Here is a 17976-nt window from a genome sequence, read left to right as displayed (position 1 = left end):
TTTCAGTAGATGCCTTCCTCCCCGTATTTTTTGGCCAGCCAGTTGGCGCCCATGACCAGCACCAGCCCGACGAACCCCTTGAAGAAGCCGACTGCGGCCGAATAACTGAATTGGCCCTGCTTCAGGCCGGCGACATAGACGTAGGTGTCGAAAATCTCGGCCACCTGCCGATTGGTCGAATTCAGCAGCAGATACACATGCTCGAAGCCGAGCTCCAGCACGTCGCCGATCTTCAGAATGAGCAGCACCACGATGACGCTGCGGATCGCCGGCAGCGTGATGCTGACCATCTGGCGCAGCCGTCCGGCGCCGTCCATCTTGGCCGCCTCATAGAGCTGCGGATCGACCGCGGCGATCGCCGCCAGGAAGATAATCGTGCCCCACCCGGCCTCGCGCCACACGACCTGCAGGATGTACATCGGCCGGAACCAGCCCTCGCTCAGCAGGAAGTTGATCTTTTGCAGCCCCATGCTCTCCAGGATATCGTTGATAATCCCGCCGTCGGTCGTGAAGATCACGAAGCTGATGGAGACGACGATGACCCAGGACATGAAATGCGGCAAATAGATCAGCGTCTGCACCGTACGCTTGAATGGCGTGAAGCGCACTTCGTTGAGCATCAGCGCCAGAATGATCGGAATCGGAAAAAACACAATAATTTGCAAAGCAAACAAAATCAGTGTATTGGAAAATAGCATCCAGAATTCCGAGGACTGGAAGAGCCGCTCGAAATGCGCGAGGCCGACCCATTCACTGCCCCATATGCCGTTATACGGCTTGTAGTTCTTGAACGAAATGATCAATCCGTACATTGGAATGTACTTGTACACAATGACGTACAGCACGCCTGGCAAAATCATCAAATACAACCATTTGTTGCGCAGCAGGCTGCGGATCAGTTCGCTCCTGCCGCCCAGTCGTTGGTCCATTCCACCCTACCTCCGCTTCGGACGAGTCGGGGCGCTGTCTCGACCGATCGCCTTCATCCCCGCCTGCGGAGACGACGATGTTCGGCGCGAGCGCGCCCCTTTCCCGCTGAACTATACTACTGAGCGCACCTTATTGGCTATCGGCGTAGGAGGCGTTGAATTCCTCGATGACCTGGTCGCCGCCCTCGGATTGCCAGCGAGCCACAGCCTGATCGAAGCCCGCTTCGTCCAGTTCGCCGAGCATATAGTTGTAGGTCGCATCGGTGATGATTTGGGCCAGTCGATCCTTGTTGTCCGTGTACGTCTCCGAGCTGAGCGTCAGCGTCGGATCCTGCACCGCGTAATTGGCGTTGTCGTCGAACAGCTCCTGCGCCTTCTGCATCGGCGCATACTCGTACTTGCCGGCCAGACGGCCGCTCGTCGCGGGATCGCCGACCTCGATCGTGTTGTACGGCTTGACCTCGCGGTCGATCTTGCCCTGATCGGCGACCGGCACGGCCAGACCGTCCTCGATCGTGTAGTGCTCGCCCTCGATGCCCCAATAGAGCAGATTGGCGATCTCCGGGTCCATCAGACCGTCCATGAAGGCCAGGATTTGCTTGAGTTCTTCTTCGGTCTTGACGGCCGATTTCGGGAACAGATACGGATGGTTGAAGCCCGGTCCGGACCATACGGTGAATGGTTCGCCATCTGTCGTAATCTGATTCTGCACATCGAATGCCGCATCCGGATTCAACTGCGAGGCACCGGTGTAGAGTTGCTGCACATCGCACATGCAGCCGATATACGTGCCGGCTTCGCCGTTGATCAGCATGTTTTGCTGCTCGGTCTTGCTCGTCACCGGGAAGTCCGAGTTCATATAGCCGTTATCGCGCAGGTCCTTGATGAAGTCCATCGTTTCCTTGTATTCCGGGAACATGAAGGCTGGCCGGAGCTGTCCATCCTGCATGCCCCACTCATTGGGCATGCCGATCCACGAGCCCACCGTCTTGAAGGCGCCGGAGCCAAAGTCGTTGCGATCCGCGAGACCGACCGTATCGTCCTGGCCGTTGCCGTCGGGATCGTTCTCGGTGAATTGCTTCATCATCTCGTACAGCTCATCCAGCGTCTGCGGCGTCGCCAGGCCGAGGTTCTCTGCCCAGTCCGCCCGGTAGATCAAGCCTTGACGCGAGAGCGGGCGCCCTTGGTAGAGCGCATACAACTTGCCGTCGACCATCGTGTTGTTCAGCACTTCTTCTTGCAGCTTGCTCAGGTTCTCGTATTCGTCCAGGTAGGGACCGACTTCCCAGAACTGCCCGTCCTGGATCGCTTCGCGATTCGCGCCGTCGAGGCGAATGTTGACGATGTCCGTCAGGCTCCCGGTAGCGAATGCCGAGGTCATCCGGTCCTGGAACGTAGAAGCCGGAATCCATTGAATCTCCAGATCGACGTTCAGCTTGTCCTCGATCATTTCTTCAATTTTGGCATCCGGCGTTTCCGCCAGATGGAGCGGGGTCATAATGGAGATCGTCGGACGTTCCCCGCCCCCGTCATTGGCTCCCCCCGTGCTGGCTCCCCCTGTGTTCGATGTTCCGTTGCCGGTGTTGCCGCCACCGCCGCTGCACGCCGTGACGAGCAGCATCGCGGCCATTGCGCCGGCCAGCGCAATTTTTCTTTTTGCCATTGGAATGCCCTCCCTTTCGTGGTTCGTCCTGCGCCCTTATCGTATGCCGCGCCGGGCCGTATCGGCTATACTCATTTGGCCGCAACCCTTGCGGGACAAGGCTTTCCAACGAAATGATTATGCATTACACACCGCGGTAACGGCTGCGATACTGCCCCGGCGTCATGTCCTCCTGCTTGCGGAAGGCGCGAATGAAATTGTGCGAGTTCGTATATTTCAGCCGCTCGGCGATTTCTTTGACGGTCATATCCGTCTCGGTCAGCCAGCGCTTGGCCATCTGCAGGCGGTAGGCCGCCAGATATTCGCTGAAGGTCATATTCGTTTCTTTCTTAAATATATTGCTTAAATAACTGGCATTGTAATGCAGCTTGGCTGCGCAATCGTCAAGCGTAAATTCCGATGCGTAATGATGCGCAATCAGATCGATGATTCGCTCCGAAAGCTTCTGGTCCGCGGAGTCCCGGCGTTCGCCGAACAAGCGTACGAGCGGCACGATCAGCTTGTCCTTGAACCATTCCTCGATCTCCTCGCCGACGTGCAGCGCCAGCACTTCGTCGTGCATCGACACATTGTAGCCTGCGCTGGTCCCGCCGTGCATGGCATTGGCTTCCTGCGCGAGTACGAGCAGCCGGTTCAGCAGCCGCATCAGCGCGAGCTGGTATTCGCCGGGCAGTCTCGTCTTGAGCTCCGCCTCTTCCATCCAGCTGTGCAGCAGCCGCAGCGCTTCGGCCTCGTCCGCCAGCTTGACCGCATCTATCAGCTCATGCTCCGTGCGATCGGGGTACGCGATGATGACCGACGGCTTGTCGGCATATACGCTGCCCAGCGGCACGATCACGCCCTTGCCCAGCCGCAGCCGGTACTTGAGCGCCTCCAGCGCCTCGTCGTAGGCGCGCGCAGCCTGCTTCATCTCCGTGAACCACAGACTGATGCCGATGCTGACCGACAGGTCCAGGTATTGCTGGATGAGGCGCTTCAGCGATTCGGTCAGCGCGTAGAGCCGCTGATCCGCCTCCTGCTGTTCCTCCTCGCCTGAGCCGAGCAGCAGCACCAGCGAGCGATCGACGAGCACGGCCGGCAGCCGGCTCCCCTTCGGTACGACCTCCTCGGCGATGTTCATCATCGCGAACAGCAGCAGCTCCATATCCTGCGGCTCGTAGCGCGAGTGCTCGAGCGTATCGACCTGCAGCGCGGCCACCGCCATCCGCTTCCAGCCCGACGCATCGCCAGAGAAGCCGAAGTACGCCAGCTTGTCGGCAATCTCGGCCTGCCGCAGCTGGCCCGCATAGAGTCGGCTCAGGAAGAGGGCGCTGACCTGCTGAGCGTGACTGCGCATCTCGCGCTCGAGGTTCGAATGGGAACGGAACAGCGCGGTGATATGGCGCTCGATCACCTCGATTTCGTTGCCAGGCCCGGCTCCACCGCCCGACGGATCGCGCTCGATCGCGCGCACCAGTTGGTTGAGCGGCGTATACAGGCGGCGCGAGACGAGCCAGACGGAGACGATCGAGGTCAGGATGATGCCGAGGCTGATGCCGAGCGTGAGCCAGCCGATCTGCCGCGATTCCCGGGTCAATTGCTCGATGGAGACGACCGTGGCATAGGTCCAGCCATTGAGGCCGGACTTGTAGTAGGTCACGGTGAACAGCTCGCGGTCATGGGTGACCTGGACTTGGCCGGACGTCGCTTCGAACGCGACTTGCCCGCCCAATACCGGATGCGAAGCAAGCGAGCGGCCGATCATTTCCGGATCGCGATGCACCATGATTTGTCCGTCCGCATCCAGAACGATGACCTCTTCGGCCTCTGCGCCGTCGGTCATCATTTGCGCGATCTGGCAGACGGGAATCGTCGCGATCGCCAGTCCGTATTTGTCGATGCGAATGGCCGGCAGCTTTTTCACGAGCGCGACCAGCTGCGGACAGCTGTAGCTGGAGATCGCGTCGGTGAACGCGCTCTTGTCCAGCAGCACCCAGGACGAATCATGCTGCAGCTCGAAGTAGGCCAGATACGTATCGCGATCCGGGTGGTCGTTCAGCCGCCGGATGCCCGAATTTTTGACGATCCAGTCCTGCTGCTCGTTGACGATGATGACGTCCTCCACCTTCGTATCGAACGATTGCAGGTGGGTGATTTCGCTTTTCAGATGATTGTAGAGTTGGAAGTGCAGCGCGCCGAGCGGGCTGTAGAGCGACTGGTCCATCACATTCGACTCCACCAGATTGGTGAGCGTATGGTCGACCGTCGTCAGCACCTGCTCGATGCTCGCATTGAGCTGGCGCACGTATTGGAGCTCGGCCTGATCGACGCGCTCCCGCACCTGCTTGGCGGATTGGGTATAGGCGTAGGCTCCGAGGAAGACGACAGGGAGCACGCTGAGGATACAGCCGTATACGATCATTTTGACGAGCATGCTTTGATTGCGCATCGCATAAGTTTCCCTTCTGTCGGTCTGGGTGGGAATTGTGTCGGTCTGGGCCGGAATAAGGTTCTCTTCATTATAGAGGGACTTGGACAGGCAGGCAATCGGCGGCCCGAACAGCTCGCTGCGGGAAGGACGGCGAAGGATAAATTTTTGCATCACTCGCTGCAGGACGACAATAAACGTGTGAAATGGACTGCACGCCTCGACCTATTAGATCCGGCCAGCCTGGACAAGCTGGCCATTTGTCGCGTATACTGGCCATACTTTTTTCAGTAGAGACGAACGCTAAGGGGCGAACCATATGGATACGAAGCTGCTCATTGCGATCATCGTCGGCCTCGCATGTCTGAGCGGAGCCTTCACCGTGTTCATCGTGAGCCGCATGATCGCCGCAGCGCGGCAAACGATGCGCGACAAAAAAGAGGTGCTGGCCTCAGGCGTGACGGCGTCAGCGAGGATTCGCGCTATTCATCAGACCCAATCGAGTATGGACGGACGCTCCGGCGTAAAGCTGGAGCTGACCGTGATCAAAACAAACGGAGAACGCTAGGAACCTTCACGAAATAACCAAAGACAGCTCATCCATCAGGCGGGCAAACGGACGCACCTCAGCTAACGGTTGCCAGCGCGCTTATTTCGATCAATTTCAGGCGATTTCCAGGCTAGCGGTTGCCACAGCGCTTATTTGGCCTCAATCGCGTTTTTTCAATGGATTTCAAGAAAATAAGACCTGTGGCAACCGTTACAATTCAATCGGCGCTTTTTTGGGCGCAATAGCCGCTGTGGCAACCGTTAGGTTCGTTGGCCGATGGTGAAGGGATAAGGACGGTTTCAATCGCACCAGAAAAGGGACATCAATTGTTCGACGAGCTTGTCACGGACATGAAGCTGGACGAAAAATGGATGAAACAGGGCATTGAACAGGGAAAAAAGGAAGCCGCACTTGAATTGATGCAGGATTTGGGCGCCGTTTCCGATCAGGTAAAGTTGAAAATTCTGAAAGAAACGAAAGCCGACCAATTAAAATATTGGCTGAAACTGGCCGCTAAAGCACAGTCTATGGACGAATTCGTACGATTGATGTAGCTCGCCCCGCTCTAAAAGTGGGGGCTCGTGCCTGCGGGCATCCGTACCGCATGGGCCAGCCGATACAGGTCGGCAATATCCGATCTGCCCGCCTGCAGCAGGCGGCGCACCGCCTCCTCGAGCGGCACTGCTTCGACCGCAATGACCTGCTCGCCGTCTGCAGGATTGAGCGGCGGTCCGACGAGCCGGACCTCGCCGTAGCCGACCAGACGCGTGAACGCCGGATGGGGGATATGCGGACGGTACGGCTGCTCGGCACAGGATCGGCAGTGAAACTGTCCGAACACGCGATAATGCAACAGCTCCGCTCCGAGCTCCTCGCGCACTTCCCGTGCCAAGGCCTGGGGATAGCGCTCGCCGGGCTCCAGCGTGCCGCCGGGCAGCTCCCACGTGCCGCCCTCCACCTGAAAGACGACATAGCGATCCCCGCTGTAAGGAATGATGCTCACATTCGATACCGCGGCTTCGTCCACTTGCTCCGACAATTGAAACCTGGCCTCTACCGGCCCCCATTGGATTGGCTGCGCCAAGGCGGGATATAATGCTTGCTCCAGCTTCACCCGATCGTTCACTCCTTTGCCTAATCGATATCGGCAATGCGCCAAGCGGCGCCTTCTTCCTTGCTTTTGTGCAGCACGTACATGGCATGTCCGGGCGCATCCTCGTCGATTCGCCATTCTTCAACCAGCGCCACTGCCTGAAAAAGCCGCTGCTGCTCCTGAATCGTCACCGGCTCGACCATCCGCAACTCCCGAATGCGGTAGCTCGGAAAAGTCGTAAACGGGGCATCCGGGGCCATCAGCCTCCAATACGCGTCTTCGTCGCCTTCCCATAGGGATTGAACCCGTCGATTGATAAGCTCCAGCACCTCGAGTTCGTCCCCCGTGGCCCCCTCCGTAGTCAGATAGACCGGCTGAGACGGTGGCTCTCCATTGACCGGATCCGCATTGCCGTTTGCAGCGTTTGGAGAGACGTCGTGACTGGCCGCATTCGAACCGCCGCCATATTTGCCGCTATGCTTGGCCCGCATATAGCCTTGGTCGGAGTCCTGTACGGCAATCGCTTCGTTCGTCTGCGCATCCAGGAGCCGGTACAGCTTCGTACCTGCAGGGTAGACATTGGAGAATCCGTCGGCGTACGTGCCTTCCTCGTCGGAATAATACGTGACCTCGCCGATCGCTTCCCCAACGTCCGCTTCCGCAACGACCGTATCCGTCATCGTGTAAATGTCGCCGTTCCACACGACGAACCGGTAGGCCCAGTCGGCGCTGGAAGATCCGCCTCCGCCTCTTGCGTTGTTGCACGCGGCCGTCACCATCAGCAGTATCACCAGTCCCGCCAGCAGCGCGGCTTGCAGTCCGCGCTTTCTTTTCTGCGTGTTCACACCGTTTCCCCCTTTACCCCAGCTTAACTCCTTCGTCGCTTTGCTTTTCATGCTTACTCCTCCTGGAGCCGCTCCTTGTACTCGCTGGGCGTGCAGCCGGCATATTCCTTGAACACCTTGGAGAAATAATGCTGGTCGCTGAAGGCCAGCGCGTCGGAAATGTCGCGGATGCGCAGCTGCGGCTTGTCCGCCATGAGACGGCGCGCCTCCTCGATCTTCATCTGCATGTAATAGTGGACGAAGGTACGTTCCGAATACCGCTTGATGATGCGGCTGATATACGAGGGGCTGACGTGAAAGCGCTCCGCCAGATCGGCCATCGACACGAACGAATACATGTTGAGCCGCAAATAATCGTCGATCTGCTGGAACAGCTCCGTCCCGCTTTTCTTGTTGCTCGCCAGCAGCCGTTCGAACTGCGTCGCCGTCCAGGCCTGCAGCGCCCGTGCAAATTTATCATAACTCTCCTGCTCCAGCAGCCGCCTGGCCTCCGCCGCCAGCTCCCCTCTGCCCGCTGCATCCAGATCCGGATCGAGCGTAGCCAGCGTGTCGCCAATCACGGTCAAAAAACGCTCCAGCTCGGCGATGCGCACGCCTGACTGCTGCCATCTCGCCAGCTGCTCCTCGAGCTTGAGCGCAAAAGGCTCCTTTTGCCGCTGCAAAATGAGCTCGGCGAACCGGCTCGCCAGCTGCTCCGCTGCGACTCCGCCGGCCACCGCGCCGCCGGGATACGCCGTATCGAGCGGCGGCGTGCCCAGCGCGCCCAGCTCCTCGTCCAGCCGCCGCAGCGCCTGACGGCCAAAATCCGCCCAGCGCTCCGGATCGAGCGGCTGCAGCCGGCCCGCCGCCGCCGCGTGCAGGCCGCGCGCGTCCAGCTCCGCGGTCAACGTCTGCATCAGCTCGCAAGCGTTGCTGTAGCCCGTGCAGACCGCCGGCGCGAGCAGCACCAGCATCGCCTCGCGCTCGCGCAGCGCCAGTACCGCGCTCGCATCCGGCGGCAGCTGCGCATCCAGCGCGGCCTGCAGCTGCGCGGCCGTCCAGGGCTGTCCAGCCGGCGTCAGCGGCTGGCGGCAGAGCACGAGCGGCACTTGCGGACCCCGGCGCATGATCTCCGCTCGGAGCGGCTGCCCCGGCACGAGCAAGGACTCCAGCGCATTCCCCGGCGCTTGGCGCACTGCCTGGGGCCGCTCGTCCAGATGGCGGGTCAGGCGGCCCAGCACGTCCTCGAGCTGACTGCGCTCCACTGGCTTGAGCAGGTAATCGAATACCTGTAGACTGAGCGCCTGGCGCGTATATTCGAAGTCGCTGTAGCCGCTGATCAGCACGACCTTGAGGTGCGGCGCGACGGCCTTCGCCTGCTCGATCAGCTCCATGCCGCCCAGCTTGGGCATGCGGATGTCCGTCAGCAGGATGTCGACCGGCCGCTCCCGCAGCCGCTCCAGCGCTTCCTCGCCATTGGCCGCCGTAGCAGCGACTGCGAGCGGCAAGCCCAGCGACTCCAGGTGCGACCGGATGTTGCGCAGGATCGGCTTGCTGTCCTCTGCGATCAGCACGGTATACACCGCGATCCCCTCCTTCTAGTAGAAGTCCTTGGTCAACGAAGCGATGATCTGGACCGTCGCCCCGCCTTCGTGCGCAGGGTTGTTGTAGATATTGAAGAACAGACGGTTTTTGTACATCAGCTTGAGCCGGTTCACCGTGTTGACGATGCCCATGTTGCCGATCCCCGTCTCACCGCCCTGGAGCTCGCGCGCCCCTTCTCCGGATTGCTCGATCATCTCGAGAATGGCCTTGATCTTGCTCGGCTCGAAGCCGGAGCCGTTGTCGCTGATCTCGACCGCCCATAGTCCGGTATACGCCTTCACCTGGACGCGGATGCGCCACGGCGGATCGGTATGGCCGAAGGCATGCTCGATGCAATTCTCCACCAGGGGCTGGATGACCAGCCGCGGCAGCTGAATATGCGCGATCGCCTCCGACGCTTCGATGCTCCAGATGAGGTCGTCCTCGTAATTTTGCTGCACGAGCGACAAGTAATGCCGCGTATGCTCCAGCTCCTGCGCCAGCGAGACATGCTGATAAGGCGAGGAGACGATGTAGCGCAGGCTTTCCGAGAGATGCTTGCACATCGCGCTGACGACCGTGTTTTTGCCTTCCTGGGCCGCGACGCTGATCAGGTAGAGCACATTATGAATGAAATGCGGCGCAATCTGGGCCTGCAGCGCCGAGCTGCGCGCCGAGGCCTCCTCGCGCACCGCCTGCTTCTCGCGCTCGATCGACTGCTGCAGCCGTTCCAGCAATTCACGGAAGGCGGCGTCGAGCAGCAGCAGCTCGTTGTTGTGCGAGCGGCTGTCCACCTTGACGTTCATGTTGCTGTAGGTGATGCGCAGCAGCTGATTGCGCAGCTTGCGGATCGGCAGCAGCAGATTTTTGGCGGACACGTAGATGTACAACGCGGAGAAGAGCAGCAGCGCCGAGAGCAGAGCAATCGAGATATACTTCACCGAGTTGACCGGCCCGAGCACCGCGCGCTCGGGAGAGAGAATGTAGGTCGTCCAGCCGGTCATCGCCGACTGATGGTAGGCGACATAGTTGTCCTCGGCGTCCACGTACATGCCGCTGTCGCCATCCGGCGCGCGCAGGCCTTGGGCCAGCTCGTCTGCCTCCACGCCCGCCGAGGCGGTGATGATGCCGTGGTCGCCGTCGACGACCACTACGTCGCCCGCGCTGACGCCGTCGGCCGGCTTGCGCAGGTAGAGCTCGTCGAGCTGCACAGTCAAGTAGCCGAAGCCTTCGCCGTTCTGGTTGACGATCGGCCGGATGAAGGCAATCTCCCCGCTCGGCCCGCGAGTGAGCACATAACCGCTGCGCAGCGCCTCCCCCGTCTCGGGATCATCCAGCAGCGGCGCCAGCGACACCTGATTCAGATCGTAGCCGATGAAGGAGGCGATCGCCGTCCCCTCCAGATCATGCACGTACATGTCGCGGATATTCATGCTCGGACCGAGCGCGGAGAACATTATACCCGTGAGCTTGCGGCTGCGGGCGAGCTTGTCCGAGACAAGCGTCGCCCGGTTGACGTTCGCCATGACTGCAAAAACTTCCTGATTCGCCAGCACGCGCTGCGTCAATTGGTTCTGTCCTGAAATATAGAGATCGAGCTGGCTGCTCACATTAGCCGCCGTCTGTCGCTGTCCGGCTTCATAGCTTTCCTGCAACGGCCGAATGACCAGCCAATTGACATAGATCAGGAAGCTACCGAGCACAATAATGAGCAGGATCAGAAAAGTCAGCACAAATTTTGTTTGCAAGCTTAAGCTTTTGCCGGATCCGGCAGCTCGTGCGGTCGTTGTCGCCACAGTGCTCCTCCTTGCCGCCTTGATGCCCCTAATGTACCACTCACGGCGCAACGAAGACAAGTCCGGCACACGGTTCAGAATTTTACACCTTAACGGTAAATGGCAGCCATGTACCTCACACGTGGCGGCATCTATAATCAAGATATGAAAGAAACGACATCACTTCGCATAGGGGGATTCACAATGAAACCGATTAAAAAGTGGAGCGGTATCGCACTGACAGGCTTGCTCTCGGTCTCGCTGGCCGCTTGCGGCAGCGGCTCGGGCAACACCGGCAATACTACCGGCGACAAGGGAGATAGCGCCAGTGCAGGCGGTAAAAAGGTTACAATCGAGCTGGCCATCTCCAAAAGCTCGCAGGATTCGCCGTTCATCGACGAAACGCTGCTCGACAACTTCGAAAAAGAAACGAACATTCACATTAATCTGCAGCTGCTGCCGGCCGAACAGACCGCGACCGTCCTGCAGACCAAGCTGGCCGTCAACGAAACGCCGGATCTCGTGCAATATAATCTGGCAAGTGCCACGACCGACCTGAATCTGGAACGCAACTTCGAGATTCTCGACGACGAGGCCTGGGTGAGCCGCCTGGAGAACAAGGACGTACTGTCGGCCTACGGCCACGTGTACAGCTTCCATATCAGCCAGGATACCGGCATGCAGGGCGTCGTTTACAACAAGGACATGTTCGAGGAATACGGTCTCGAGATTCCGACGACGTTCGAAGAATTCCTCGCCGTATGCGAGACGCTCAAATCGAACGGCATCACGCCGGTATTCATGCCGTACAAGGACAACTGGGCCGCCAACATCTGGCCGGCTGCCGCATTCGCGAACGCCGTCGAGCCGTCCTGGTTCGACCAGCTCAACGCCAACGAAGTGAAATGGACGGACGTGCCGGAGTTCGTGACGGCGCTCGAGCAGCAATACGAAGTGTATGAAAAAGGCTATACCAACGCCGACGTACTCGCGGACAGCTACGATATGGCGGTCGGCAAATTCCTGAACAAGGAAGTCGCGATGATGTTCATGGGCGACTGGCTGATCGAGAGCGTAGCGGAAAAAGATCCGAGCATTAGCCTGGGCTTGTTCGCCATTCCAAGCGGCGACGATCCGAAAATCGGCGCCAGTCCGCTGGGCGGCCAGCTCTTCATTCCGAAGGAAGCCAAGTACAAGGAAGAAGCGAAAAAATTCCTCGACTATGTCGCGTCGCAGGAAGTGGCGCAGCAAATCGTGGACGAGCGCGCCTACGTCTCGAATCTGAGCGACGTTACCACGCCCGAGCTGCCGGGCTACAAGCAGGAAATCGTGGACAACTACATCACGCCGAAGAAAACCACGCTGACGACCGACGCCTACATGCTCGTCGACCGCAGCGAGTTGTATCGGGCGCTGCAGGACCAGTTCGCCGGCTCCAAGACGGCCGAGCAAGTCCTCTCGACCTGGAGCGACAAGTTCATTCAGCTGATGAAGGACAAGGGCGTAGAAGGCTTCTGATCCATGCCGGCTACATGACCTAAAAAGTTTGATGCGAACGCGCGGACGGGGCCGGCAGGCGGCCTCGTCCGGTTTCGCATAATGGAGTGTGATCAAAAAGATGAAAATTCAAAAACGCTTGTATTCCTACTATCTCATCTGGCCGGCCTTGCTGATATACAGCATCTTTTTTGTCCTTCCGGCCTTGATCGGGCTGTATTACTCGTTCACGGACTGGCGCTTGGACCGGCTGGAGATCAACTTCGTCGGCTGGGACAACTTTACCCGCATCTTCACGGACGACACGCTGCTGCTCGCGCTGAAAAACACGTTCATCTTCGCCGTCGCGACCGTCGTCGGCAAAAACGTGCTCGGCATCGCGCTGGCCGTCGCGCTCAACATGCGGCTCAAGACGCGCAACCTGCTGCGGGCGATCTTCTACTCGCCGTCGATCCTGAGCATCCTCGTCATCGGCATCGTGTTCACGCCGCTGCTGCGCACGGAGGGCGCGGTGAACCGCATCCTCGAATCGATCGGCCTGCACGGCCTGAGCCAGGCGTGGCTCACCGATCCGTCCATCGTCATCTGGACGATCGCCGCCGTGTCCATCTGGCAGACGACCGGCTTCCAGATGGCGATCTATCTGGCCGGCCTGCAGTCGATCTCCAAGGATTACTACGAGGCGGCCACCATTGACGGGGCCACGAGCTGGAAGAGCTTCCGGCATATCACGCTGCCGCTGCTGCTGCCGGCGATCAATATCAACGTCATGCTCACCCTGATCGGCGGGCTGAAGGTGTTCTCCGAGGTGTTCATCCTCACGGGCGGCGGCCCGGGCAACGCCTCGCAGGTATTCGGCACGATCATCCTCCGCACGTTCGGGGAAGGCAGCTGGGGCCTCGGCACAGCCATCAATACGCTGCTGTTCGCGTTCGTCGCCGTCATCTCGATCCCGCTGCTGATCTTCATGCGGCGCAAGGAGGTATCCGAATAATGGGCTACACGCGCCGTCTTCAGATTCGCAATTATATCGTCGAAGCGCTGCTCATCCTGCTCTCGCTGCTGATCATCCTGCCGCTGCTGCTGATGGTGTTCGGCTCGTTCATGAACAGCACCGAGGTGCTGCGCTTCACGCTCGCGCTGCCGGAGAAGTGGCTGTTCTCCAACTATGTGACCGTGTTCGAGCAGGGCGGGCTGGGCCGGGCGTTCCTCAACAGCATCATCATTACCGGCATCTCGTCGATTGTGAACGTCGTGACGTCCTCGGCCGCCTCGTTCATCCTGGTGCGGCGCGACACGAAGCTGGCGAGTGCGCTCTACCTGTTCTTCTTCATGGGGCTGATCGCGCCGATGTCGGTCATTACCACGATCCGGGTCGTCCAGTGGCTCGGCTTCTATGGCAGCGTCACCAGCGTCATCTTCATCTATGCGGCGCTCAATACCGCATTCAGCGTCTTCTTGTACAGCGGCTTCATTCGCACCATTCCGAAGGCGCTCGACGAGGTCGCGTTCCTGGAAGGGGCGAACATGTTCGACGTCTTCTTCCGCATCATCACGCCGCTGATCCTCCCGGTCAACGCGACCGTCGCGATCATGGTGTTCATGTCGGTCTGGAACGACATCACGATCCCGATCTACTTCCTCACGGACAGCTCGACCTGGACGATGCCGCTCTCGATCTACAACTTCTACGGCCTCTACAGTCGCGACTGGAACCTGATCTTCGCCGATCTGGTCATGACCTCGCTGCCGGTCCTGATCCTGTACATCCTGGCGCAAAAATACATCGTCAGCGGCCTCACTGCCGGTGCCGTCAAGGGGTAAGGCCCCTTGGCGGTCCTCCGCTTGTGGTACTGCCCGACTAGCGAAGCTGATCGGTGCACGATTCGACCAGCTCCCGGATCTCTGCCTGCTTCGCTTCGTCGAGCGATCGCGAGCTTGATGCTTCTTCAGCATCGGGCACATACAGCGTAAGCGGATCCACTGCCTCATCCCTTTTTTCGTCCGAATCGACCGTGCCGTCCCATTTCGATTGCCTCCCGGACTGATCGAAGATTTCCGTGCGCAAGTAGTTTCCTTCCGAATCGTAATAATCCTCAATGGCCCGAATCCGGGTTTCGATATACTGTTTGTTTTCTTTTACGTATGTAATAGCATTCACTTTTTTATACCCGCTTGCCTCCAAAGTCTGCCCCTGCTCCGTATACGTCTCGGTGCCAAAAGCTTCGACCGTTTCGTTTTCGACGATGTCTCCGCTTTGGCAGGCGCATAGCAGCGCCAGCATGAGTAACGTTATCGTATATTTATTGAAGCCTGGTATCTCAAGAGCCATGGAGCGCTTCCCACACAATGGCAGATCCCCCCTCTGACGTTCCGATATTCTACGACTACTCGCGATTGCGCTGCAAGTCGCGCAGCTTCTGATTGAGATCGTCGAGCGAACGCTGCATGCCGTCCATCTTGCGCAGCGCCGCAGTCTGATTAACGAGATTGCCGATAAGGCTGACAAGGCAAAGGAACAGTAGACTTGCAATCACTATACCTATCATTCGCACCTCCAAACCCACTATGACCTTGCTCCTATCGCGATCTAGCCCGAGGGCGCCTCCTGCAGCCGTTGCCGGATCATCCGCGCAATCGCTTCCTTCTCCGGCTCCGGGATACCCTCGGTCAACCGCTGGGCCGCGACCGGCAGCAGCCATTGCGCAATCTCCGCCTTGCCTCGTCCGGACAAGCGGATATACTCGGCCAGGTAGGCTTCGCGGATCGTCTCGCGCGCCGCTTGGAGCTGCCGGCTCTCCGCCTCCGAAGCGTGCTCCGGCGGCGCGCCGTACTTGAGCAGCAGCCAGGTGCGCGCGGCGTCTCCCGCCGGGCTGCCGGACATGCCGTTCATCCAGTCGAGCACGACATCCTGCGCGCCGGCCATGATATTGTCCGGATGGTAATCGCCGTGACACAGCGCCTGCTCCTCCGGCAGCCGCTCCAACAGGCGGAGCAAGGCCTGCCGCTCCTGAGCGTCCAGTCGCTCGCAGCGGCGAATGCCCGCGGCGAGCACTTCCTTTTGCCTGATGCCCATCCCGGCGCCGTCGCACGCATGCACCCGGATATGAAGAGCGGCCATCCTGCGCGAGAGCGGCTCCAGCTGCAGAGGCTGCTCCAGCATGAGCCTCAGCAGCGGCACGCCCGCGGCGCGCGTGTAGCGTATGCCGAGCCTGCCGTCGATCCGCACGAGCCCCAGCGCGGCCGGCGTAGCGATGTCCTGTCCCCGCAGCCACCGTCCGGCGGCGTATTCGCGCTCGACATCGGTCTGCGGGATGAATGGCTTGAACAGCTTCACCACCGTCTCGGCATCCGCCGCATGCGCCATGATGTCGGCGGTCCGACCGTGACCGATGGCCTGCCAATCGTTCGCTTCGCTCATGTCTGCTCCCGCATGAAGAGGATCCAGTCCGTGCCGCAGCTTGGCAATCCGGCTTGGTACAGCATCGCCGTCACATTGCCGCGATGGTAGGTGCCGTGGTTGACCATCTGCACGAGCAGCTCCGTCAGCGTATTCTCATACACCGTACCGGACGTGTTGGCGTACCGGATGACCGCATCGCCCTGCGCGCCGGACAGATAAATCGCGCACCGACGCGTGCAGCGCGCCGAGCCTTGCCTTGGCCTCTGCCGGCTCGGCGAACACCGTCTCTCCGAGCGCCCCCGGGCCGCTCCCTCTCATCCGGCTGAACCAGGTGCGATCCACATCATAGAGGTGACCGAACATCCGGGCCATCGTCGGGAACGGCGACGCCAGGACGCGGGCAAACACCTCCGGTGTGCGCGCCACATGATCGAGCAGCCGCGCATTCGCCCAGCCGTGGTAGGCGTGGTACTTCATCATTTCCGCTTGATGCATGCCTTATCCCTCCTTGCGCCGAGCGCGCTAAGCCTGTCCTTCCAATCTGGCCTTCGTGTCCGTGCGCTGCCCGTCCAGACGCTTGCGCAGCGTGGCGGACCAGCTCGCCGACAGCGCCTCGACCGCGAGCAGCCGGCTCATGCCCTCCAGGTAATCCGTCTCGTGGTGCATGATCCGATTCGCATCGGCGACGGTGACGCCGGCCGCGTCGCGCTCCAGCAGCACGAGCTCGTCCGTATCCGCGACAGTCCCCGCCTGCAGCACGGCCGCTCTATCGATTCTGCACTGCGGCATCCGGCATCACATCCTGTGCTCTCGCCACTGGCACCGTCAGCGCAAAGACGCTTCCTTGACTGTCGCTGCGAGCCAGCTCAAGCTCGCCGCCCAATGCTCGGGCGATAAGCCGGCTGAACGACAGGCCCAGACCGAGACCTCGCACGTATCTCTTTTTGGCCTCGCCGCGGTAGAACGGTTCGAAAATTCGCTCCCGCTCCTCCTCCGGCACGCCGCGGCCACAGTCGCACACCTCGATGCGCACGGATTCGGCCTCGCGCAGCAGACGTACGAGGATCGTCCCTCCCTGCGGCATGGCGTCTGCGGCATTGCGCAGCAGATTGATCGCCACCTGCTCCACACGCCCCGGGTCCGAATCGACCTCCCAGGCCGCACTGCCTCGATTCTGACCGAGCTCCAGCCGAGCCGAATGCCGAGGCCGGCTGAAGTTCCACTGCCGGACGATTGCATGCAACGCCTTGCGCATATGGAACGGCTCGCGGCAGATCGTCACCGTGTTGGACGCAAACGCATGAAAATCCAGCAAATCCTCGACCATTTTTTGCAGATGGCGGGTATGCTTTAAGCCGTTGTCCAAAAACAGCTTTGCCTCCTCGCCCTCCACTACGCTGTCCCGTACCGCCTGCAGCAAGCCGCTGATCGAGGCAATCGGCGTCTTCAGCTCATGCGTGACCCCGGCGAGCAATTGGGTCCGCAGCGCCTCCAGACGCTTCAATCGATCGGCCATTTCGCGGAACGATTGCAGCAACTCGTGGATTTCCTTCTCCGGATGGCTATGACTGCTCAATTGAATGTCGTAGTTGCCGGCGACGATCTGGCGCGATGCCTCCGCCGCATGCCGAATCGGCTGCACCAGTCGCCGGGTGATCCAATAGATCGCAAGCCAGCCGACCAGCACGATCAAGCCCGTCCCAAACAGCCGAATTTCCCGAAAAGCCTGCAGACCGCGCAAAACATCGGATTTCGGCTGCACGAACAGCGCATATCCGGCGCTCGTACCGGCGGCCGAGACCAGCGGGACGGCAGCCCCCACGTACGGGATCTCACCCCCCAGTCCGCGCGGCCTTACAACCCCCGCAGCCCCTTGCGTGATAGCAGCGAGCTCTCCGCGCAGCTCCTCCAGATCGAAGCGCGGCGCCAAGGGCGATTGCTGGACGAGCCGCCCCCGCGAATCAAGCACGAAAAAAATCGGCCGGCTCGTCAGGCCGAAGCGCTCCGTCTGCTCCACCAGCTCACGCTCCAGCAATTCCTCCGGCAGCGCGCCGCCGTGCGCCTGGAGCTTTGCCCCGAGCTCGCGCACAACCTGCTCCATCGCCTCCCGCTGCTCTTTTGAGGCGCTATACTGGATCAACGTCAACGTTCCGATTCCGACGCCGATCGCACAGACAAGCAGCAACAGAAAATAGCGCAGCGACCCATACAACAACAAACTTCTTCTTCTTTGCACGTCTTCCGCCCCCAT

General features: G+C 60.1%; 19 protein-coding genes. 5 read left to right on the top strand and 14 right to left on the bottom strand.

What is annotated here, in order from left to right; translation table 11 throughout:
- Positions 1–2: 2 nt before the first annotated feature.
- The 3 genes from IDH44_RS00485 to IDH44_RS00475 form a co-directional block, all read right to left on the bottom strand.
- Positions 3–929, bottom strand: coding sequence for an ABC transporter permease (locus IDH44_RS00485; RefSeq protein ID WP_190913658.1), 927 nt, complete (start codon positions 927–929; stop codon positions 3–5).
- Between the two features lie 130 nt (positions 930–1059).
- Positions 1060–2592 carry an extracellular solute-binding protein gene (locus IDH44_RS00480; RefSeq protein WP_190913656.1) on the bottom strand — a complete coding sequence of 511 codons (1533 nt, stop codon included), beginning with the start codon at positions 2590–2592 and terminating at the stop codon, positions 1060–1062.
- Between the two features lie 124 nt (positions 2593–2716).
- On the bottom strand, positions 2717–5020 hold the full coding sequence (locus IDH44_RS00475) for a helix-turn-helix domain-containing protein (RefSeq protein WP_190913654.1): 2304 nt from the start codon (positions 5018–5020) through the stop codon (positions 2717–2719).
- A gap of 298 nt (positions 5021–5318) precedes the next feature.
- Between IDH44_RS00475 and IDH44_RS00470 the strand changes: the two genes are divergently transcribed.
- Positions 5319–5567: a hypothetical protein gene (locus IDH44_RS00470; RefSeq protein WP_190913652.1), complete on the top strand. Its 249-nt coding sequence runs from the start codon at positions 5319–5321 to the stop codon at positions 5565–5567.
- 332 nt (positions 5568–5899) lie between these two features.
- Positions 5900–6103 carry a hypothetical protein gene (locus tag IDH44_RS00465; RefSeq protein WP_190913651.1) on the top strand — a complete coding sequence of 68 codons (204 nt, stop codon included), beginning with the start codon at positions 5900–5902 and terminating at the stop codon, positions 6101–6103.
- Between the two features lie 11 nt (positions 6104–6114).
- Here IDH44_RS00465 and IDH44_RS00460 read toward each other — a convergent pair whose 3' ends face one another.
- The 4 genes from IDH44_RS00460 to IDH44_RS00445 are packed head-to-tail and all read right to left on the bottom strand — an operon-like array spanning position 6115 to position 10846.
- Positions 6115–6663 carry an NUDIX hydrolase gene (locus IDH44_RS00460; protein ID WP_317890080.1) on the bottom strand — a complete coding sequence of 183 codons (549 nt, stop codon included), beginning with the start codon at positions 6661–6663 and terminating at the stop codon, positions 6115–6117.
- Between the two features lie 20 nt (positions 6664–6683).
- Positions 6684–7538 carry a hypothetical protein gene (locus IDH44_RS00455; protein WP_190913647.1) on the bottom strand — a complete coding sequence of 285 codons (855 nt, stop codon included), beginning with the start codon at positions 7536–7538 and terminating at the stop codon, positions 6684–6686.
- Between the two features lie 2 nt (positions 7539–7540).
- A complete protein-coding gene (locus IDH44_RS00450) occupies positions 7541–9049 on the bottom strand; it encodes a response regulator (RefSeq protein WP_190913645.1) in 1509 nt (502 codons plus the stop codon).
- 15 nt (positions 9050–9064) lie between these two features.
- Positions 9065–10846 (bottom strand): cache domain-containing sensor histidine kinase, encoded by a 1782-nt coding sequence (locus tag IDH44_RS00445; RefSeq protein WP_190913643.1) that lies wholly within the window; start codon positions 10844–10846, stop codon positions 9065–9067.
- A gap of 183 nt (positions 10847–11029) precedes the next feature.
- On the opposite strand from IDH44_RS00445, the gene IDH44_RS00440 reads away from it, so the two are divergent.
- The 3 genes from IDH44_RS00440 (at position 11030) to IDH44_RS00430 (ending at position 14146) form a co-directional block, all read left to right on the top strand.
- On the top strand, positions 11030–12343 hold the full coding sequence (locus IDH44_RS00440) for an ABC transporter substrate-binding protein (protein ID WP_190913642.1): 1314 nt from the start codon (positions 11030–11032) through the stop codon (positions 12341–12343).
- 100 nt (positions 12344–12443) lie between these two features.
- Entirely contained in the window at positions 12444–13316 is an 873-nt protein-coding gene (locus tag IDH44_RS00435; protein WP_190913640.1) for a carbohydrate ABC transporter permease, read from the top strand.
- Positions 13316–14146: a carbohydrate ABC transporter permease gene (locus IDH44_RS00430; RefSeq protein WP_190913638.1), complete on the top strand. Its 831-nt coding sequence runs from the start codon at positions 13316–13318 to the stop codon at positions 14144–14146. Before IDH44_RS00435 ends, IDH44_RS00430 begins: the two co-directional genes overlap by 1 nt.
- Positions 14147–14183: 37 nt before the next feature.
- On the opposite strand, the gene IDH44_RS00425 is transcribed toward IDH44_RS00430, so the two are convergent.
- The 7 genes from IDH44_RS00425 to IDH44_RS00395 are packed head-to-tail and all read right to left on the bottom strand — an operon-like array spanning position 14184 to position 17961.
- Positions 14184–14672 carry a hypothetical protein gene (locus IDH44_RS00425; RefSeq protein ID WP_190913636.1) on the bottom strand — a complete coding sequence of 163 codons (489 nt, stop codon included), beginning with the start codon at positions 14670–14672 and terminating at the stop codon, positions 14184–14186.
- Positions 14673–14709: 37 nt separating this feature from the next.
- Positions 14710–14871: a hypothetical protein gene (locus IDH44_RS00420; protein WP_190913687.1), complete on the bottom strand. Its 162-nt coding sequence runs from the start codon at positions 14869–14871 to the stop codon at positions 14710–14712.
- A gap of 41 nt (positions 14872–14912) precedes the next feature.
- A complete protein-coding gene (locus IDH44_RS00415) occupies positions 14913–15743 on the bottom strand; it encodes a phosphotransferase family protein (protein ID WP_190913634.1) in 831 nt (276 codons plus the stop codon).
- Positions 15740–15886, bottom strand: a complete 147-nt coding sequence (locus IDH44_RS00410) for a DinB family protein (protein ID WP_190913633.1) — start codon at positions 15884–15886, stop codon at positions 15740–15742. The genes IDH44_RS00415 and IDH44_RS00410 overlap by 4 nt, the downstream gene beginning before the upstream one ends.
- Positions 15879–16220, bottom strand: a complete 342-nt coding sequence (locus tag IDH44_RS00405; RefSeq protein ID WP_190913631.1) for a DinB family protein — start codon at positions 16218–16220, stop codon at positions 15879–15881. Before IDH44_RS00405 ends, IDH44_RS00410 begins: the two co-directional genes overlap by 8 nt.
- A 27-nt stretch (positions 16221–16247) precedes the next feature.
- Positions 16248–16514, bottom strand: coding sequence for a 3-alpha domain-containing protein (locus IDH44_RS00400; protein WP_190913629.1), 267 nt, complete (start codon positions 16512–16514; stop codon positions 16248–16250).
- On the bottom strand, positions 16492–17961 hold the full coding sequence (locus tag IDH44_RS00395; protein WP_190913627.1) for a HAMP domain-containing sensor histidine kinase: 1470 nt from the start codon (positions 17959–17961) through the stop codon (positions 16492–16494). Before IDH44_RS00395 ends, IDH44_RS00400 begins: the two co-directional genes overlap by 23 nt.
- Positions 17962–17976: the final 15 nt, after the last annotated feature.

The sequence above is a fragment of the Paenibacillus sabuli genome, assembly GCF_014705605.1.
Lineage (GTDB): Bacteria > Bacillota > Bacilli > Paenibacillales > Paenibacillaceae > Paenibacillus_D > Paenibacillus_D sabuli.
Note: the sequence above shows the minus strand (reverse complement) of the source record. Positions and strands in the feature narration are given on the sequence as shown.

What these genes read in the sequence shown, in the direction of transcription:
- IDH44_RS00475 (WP_190913654.1), bottom strand. Translation starts at nt 5,020, where the DNA reads ATGCGCAATCAAAGCATGCTCGTCAAAATGATCGTATACGGCTGTATC.
- IDH44_RS00485 (WP_190913658.1), bottom strand. Translation starts at nt 929, where the DNA reads ATGGACCAACGACTGGGCGGCAGGAGCGAACTGATCCGCAGCCTGCTG.
- IDH44_RS00440 (WP_190913642.1), top strand. Translation starts at nt 11,030, where the DNA reads ATGAAACCGATTAAAAAGTGGAGCGGTATCGCACTGACAGGCTTGCTC.
- IDH44_RS00430 (WP_190913638.1), top strand. Translation starts at nt 13,316, where the DNA reads ATGGGCTACACGCGCCGTCTTCAGATTCGCAATTATATCGTCGAAGCG.
- IDH44_RS00405 (WP_190913631.1), bottom strand. Translation starts at nt 16,220, where the DNA reads ATGCATCAAGCGGAAATGATGAAGTACCACGCCTACCACGGCTGGGCG.
- IDH44_RS00455 (WP_190913647.1), bottom strand. Translation starts at nt 7,538, where the DNA reads ATGAAAAGCAAAGCGACGAAGGAGTTAAGCTGGGGTAAAGGGGGAAAC.
- IDH44_RS00465 (WP_190913651.1), top strand. Translation starts at nt 5,900, where the DNA reads ATGAAGCTGGACGAAAAATGGATGAAACAGGGCATTGAACAGGGAAAA.
- IDH44_RS00470 (WP_190913652.1), top strand. Translation starts at nt 5,319, where the DNA reads ATGGATACGAAGCTGCTCATTGCGATCATCGTCGGCCTCGCATGTCTG.
- IDH44_RS00420 (WP_190913687.1), bottom strand. Translation starts at nt 14,871, where the DNA reads ATGATAGGTATAGTGATTGCAAGTCTACTGTTCCTTTGCCTTGTCAGC.
- IDH44_RS00480 (WP_190913656.1), bottom strand. Translation starts at nt 2,592, where the DNA reads ATGGCAAAAAGAAAAATTGCGCTGGCCGGCGCAATGGCCGCGATGCTG.
- IDH44_RS00415 (WP_190913634.1), bottom strand. Translation starts at nt 15,743, where the DNA reads ATGAGCGAAGCGAACGATTGGCAGGCCATCGGTCACGGTCGGACCGCC.
- IDH44_RS00400 (WP_190913629.1), bottom strand. Translation starts at nt 16,514, where the DNA reads ATGCCGCAGTGCAGAATCGATAGAGCGGCCGTGCTGCAGGCGGGGACT.
- IDH44_RS00435 (WP_190913640.1), top strand. Translation starts at nt 12,444, where the DNA reads ATGAAAATTCAAAAACGCTTGTATTCCTACTATCTCATCTGGCCGGCC.